Origin of the sequence: Acinetobacter sp. ATCC 27244 (genome assembly GCF_000156555.1) — a bacterium.
Taxonomy (GTDB): Bacteria; Pseudomonadota; Gammaproteobacteria; order Pseudomonadales; family Moraxellaceae; genus Acinetobacter; species Acinetobacter haemolyticus.
The window spans coordinates 1-4018 of the sequence record NZ_GG665972.1 but is presented as its reverse complement, the minus strand read 5'-3'; the positions used below and the strand labels follow the sequence as shown (position 1 = coordinate 4018).

The window sequence follows — 4018 nt, the reverse complement described above, 5'->3', positions numbered from 1 at the left end:
TTTCTTTATCTTTAATGCTAGTTTTTATAGTGCTTGCTTGCACTATTCCGAACTTTTCTCCAGGTGTTGCTTCTATTGAAAGGCATTCTGATAGTTCGAGAATATTGTTAATCATATTTATACTAATTATTTCTTCTGTTTCATCGACATAGCTAGATTCACTTGAGCAAGATGATAGTAGGATGATGATAGGTAAAAGGACTTTTTTCATATTGGATTTTAGCTAATTAGGTTGGTTATTAAAGTTAGTTCACTTATATAAACCATTTTATTGAACCAAAGGTTTTTTATCTTTCATATTTGCTAGGCTTGTTATTCGCCAGTTGCAATCAAAATGAAATGGTTGTAATTTCAAATACGGAATTTTTTAATAATCAGATTAGTACAGGCACAAAAAAAGCCCGAATTCTTTGGCGAGAGTGGGCTTTTGATGTACATACTAATCAACAGTATGCGAATGTTAGTATGCAAAGCCATTATAGCAATACATCTACATCTCGCAAGCCGTTTAAGGGGCTTGAGGGATGCAAAGTAGTTTAAATAATCAAAAACACCATTCTTTTAATAGAAGCGTTCTAGCGCATTCTGAAGTCACGCCTGTCAAAAAAAATCGCGCTCTTGGGACAATTACAAAATCATGTTCCACCGTTGATTCTAAAGAAAAAATATTTGATAAAAACAAGGCTAGAGAATACCGAAAAGTCACTACACAGCTAAAAGAACGAGCTGGTGAAATTCTGTATAAACCTAATGAGAAAAAACAGCACCGTGTATGTGCTTGCGGTAAATGTCGTATTGATGGTACTGCCCCTGTTGGCATTAAATACAACGCTACAAAGGAAGTGGCCCACTATACCAATCTCCAATGGTGTGGTTCTGTTTGGCTTTGCCCTGATTGTTCGTACAAAATTACTCAAGAGCGTAAAAAAGAACTGTCCGATGCTATGAAAACATGTCGTGATAAGCGTTTTCATGTTGCTATGTTGACTCTGACAGTACCTCATTATTTGGGTGATGACTTGCGGACGTTGCTCAAAAAAATGAGTAAAGCTAAACATGCCCTTTGGACGAATCGAGATAGTCGTACCTATTTTTCTGAAAATTTCCCAATGGTCGGGCATATCACTGCAACTGAAGTTAAATATAGTGATAACAACGGTTGGCATCCGCATTTTCATATCCTGATCTTTATGGAAAATCAGTATCAGGACGAGGATATAGATTTGATTCAGGATGAATTGTATGAGCTATGGGCTGATAAGTGCGTAAAAGTTGGACTTGGTAAACCATCAAAGGCTCATGGTTTGGATTTAAAAATAGGTTCAAAAGATGATGTGTTGGCAGACTATATTAGCAAATGGGGTCTAGCTGAAGAGATGACGCAAGGGCATCAAAAGATTGGTAAACGTAATAGGCAATCGCTAACAGTTTGGGAAGTGCTTGAACTGGCGAGCATGGAAGCATCGACAAAGGACAAGTATAGCCATTTGTTTAGTGTCTATGCTAAGGCGTTCAAGGGGCGCAGGCAATTGTTTTGGTCGAAAGGACTTAAAGAACTATTGAAAGTTAAAGATAAATCTGATGAAGAATTGGTAAATGAAGAAGCCGAGGATCTGCAAGATGAGGTCTATGAAAACATGCTTAATCTTGGTGAACAAGATTGGTGGACGATTTGTTTCCATCGTATGCGTGTCGAATTTTTAGAACTGATTGAACTCGACATTTTGAGAAATGGTATTGATACGGATTTCCGTGTTGCCAAGGATTTTTTGTGGAATTTAAAACATCCTTTGGATTCGTGTTTTGGGGGTCAAGGGGGAGATTTCCCCCTTGCGAAAGGAACAATTTAAAAACTTAGTTTTTAAATTGTGTAGTGAGTACACATTCGCTTCGCTACTGTTTTTTCCCGTGTCATACTACGGGGAAAAACTAGCGACAGGATGTGTTGTATGAGTTATGCAATTCTCAGAACAGAAAAACTGAAAACGATGGGCAATATTGCTGCATCTTTAAGCCATAACTATCGCAATAGACCTACCCCTAATGCTGACCCATACCGCACTGTTAATAATGAACATGACCTGAAAACGGCTAGACAGGTTATGGATGGCATTAAAAATAGACTTCCTGAAAAAACAAGAAAAAATGCGGTACTGGCTATCGAGTATCTAATCACGGCATCACCAGATTGGAATGGATGGAAAAATAAGGAAAAAGATAGTGAGTTTTTTGATAAGGCTAAGGAATGGTTGATTAAAAAACATGGTGCTGAAAACGTTATATCTACAACGATTCATAGAGATGAAACCACACCCCATATGGCTGTATATGTTGTGCCTATTGACTCTAAGGGTAATTTGAATGCTAGGGAATTTTTCGGCGGTAGGTCAAAATTATCAAAAATGCAGACTGATTTTTATAATGAGGTTAAGCATTTAGGACTTGAAAGGGGGGTAGAGGGGAGCAAGGCAGAACATACGACAATTAAAGATTTTTATGCAGAAATTCAAAAGCCTGATAATGAAAAATATTTAATTCAAAAACCACATTTAAAAACAATTACTTATAATGATTCTGCAATTCATATGCTAGATGGAAAACCTTTAAAAGATGAGAAGTTGCAGAAGTATTTTGGAAGTCTTTTTGATGAGCAGCATGAATACTATCAAAAGCAGTCTTTAAAAGCCCAAGAGGCCCTATCTGTAAAGCTTTCAGAGCAAATAATTAAGACAGAGAAAGAAGCTCAAGCACATAAAAATGCTGTTAAAGAGATAAAAAAGTTAGAAAAAAAGATTGATAAAATGCTTGATGAATTTTCTCAAATTATTGAGTTTAAAGAACTTTTTCCAAATGACTACAAGGAAATAGAACAAAGTTTAAAAGATCGAATACAAGATCATAAAAATCAATTGATTAGAAAAAGGGAAGAGGATGCACGATTTGAAGCGCAATTAAGGGCGCAACGTGAACAGTTAGCAAAAGAGCAAGAGAGGCAACAGGCAATAGAATTTAGGAAGACACTAGAAAGTGATCGTAAAATGCAAATAGAGGCTGATAGAGCGCATTTACGAGATAAAGTTGGTGAATGTACTACTGAACCTGAAAAACTGGCTTATAGCGCAATACAGCGCAAATTAGAGGGTGTTATTAGAGAGGGGGCTAACTACACTGTTTTGCTTGATAATAATGAGCCTACAACTAACCCATATGCCGAGATACTTAGGCTAATGGGTGATAGAGAAGTATATGATTTTAAAAAGAAATTAGAAATTATATTAAATCAATGTGCAGATTCTAAGAGTAAAGATTATGACGATACTTTTAGAAGTTGGGGAACAAGACCAAGTTACTATGATAATTTTGATTCATCTGCAAAATATATTGTTGCAATTCAAAGCATTATAGATGATCAAGTGCAAGAGGGTGGTGTATTGGCTTATGAAAAAGCGAATGAAGTAAAACGTGCTTTAAGTGATGTATTGGTTGGTAAGTGTAAAAATGAATATGACGTACTTTTGATTGATGAGAAGTCGAAAGAAAGGCAGCGTCAATACAATGAATCTCTTGAATTATCTAATAAAAATCAATTAGATAATAGTTTGTATTTTGAAGAGGAAAAGAAAAAGGGCAATGATTTTGAGATGTAGACTTTAGCGAGTGTCTACGAGCGTCACAGTAGTAGTAAAATTCATGATGTTTTTCTCTCTGATTACCTACTCCCTTTTGATCGCAAACGGGAGTAACAGAGCATCCCAACGGGTGCGAACTATAGGTTTTTAAAATGATTTATAGTTATTTTCAAAGATTTCCCTCTTTTCTTTTGCCGTGATAATTTCTCCAGATATTGAGCTAACAATAATTTGTTGTAAAACATCTTCTGCCGCTATACGAGCCTTTTTAGACTTTGCATTTTTGATAGAAGTAATTGCCCTATTTAAGCTAGATGGACATTTTTTTTCTGATACTTGAATAAGAAAATCAAAATCTTCTTGTGATTGTTTAATGTACTTTTCAATAC

2 protein-coding genes and 2 pseudogenes are annotated in these 4018 nt (G+C 35.8%); 2 read left to right on the top strand and 2 right to left on the bottom strand.

The window, feature by feature from the left end; all coding sequences use genetic code 11:
* Positions 1-211: pseudogene (locus HMPREF0023_RS16985) on the bottom strand (hypothetical protein); the annotation flags it as partial.
* Between the two features lie 313 nt (positions 212-524).
* Here HMPREF0023_RS16985 and HMPREF0023_RS15410 point away from each other — a divergent pair.
* Together HMPREF0023_RS15410 and mobV are read left to right on the top strand one after the other, a co-directional pair.
* Positions 525-1850, top strand: coding sequence for a protein rep (locus tag HMPREF0023_RS15410; RefSeq protein WP_008942531.1), 1326 nt, complete (start codon positions 525-527; stop codon positions 1848-1850).
* 99 nt (positions 1851-1949) lie between these two features.
* Positions 1950-3647, top strand: a complete 1698-nt coding sequence (mobV, locus tag HMPREF0023_RS15405; RefSeq protein ID WP_008942530.1) for a MobV family relaxase — start codon at positions 1950-1952, stop codon at positions 3645-3647.
* A gap of 129 nt (positions 3648-3776) precedes the next feature.
* Here mobV and HMPREF0023_RS16800 read toward each other — a convergent pair.
* A pseudogene (locus tag HMPREF0023_RS16800) lies at positions 3777-4018 on the bottom strand (hypothetical protein); the annotation flags it as partial.

Coding starts and splice junctions, on each gene's coding strand:
- HMPREF0023_RS15410 (WP_008942531.1), top strand. CDS start 525: ATGCAAAGTAGTTTAAATAATCAAAAACACCATTCTTTTAATAGAAGC.
- mobV (WP_008942530.1), top strand. CDS start 1,950: ATGAGTTATGCAATTCTCAGAACAGAAAAACTGAAAACGATGGGCAAT.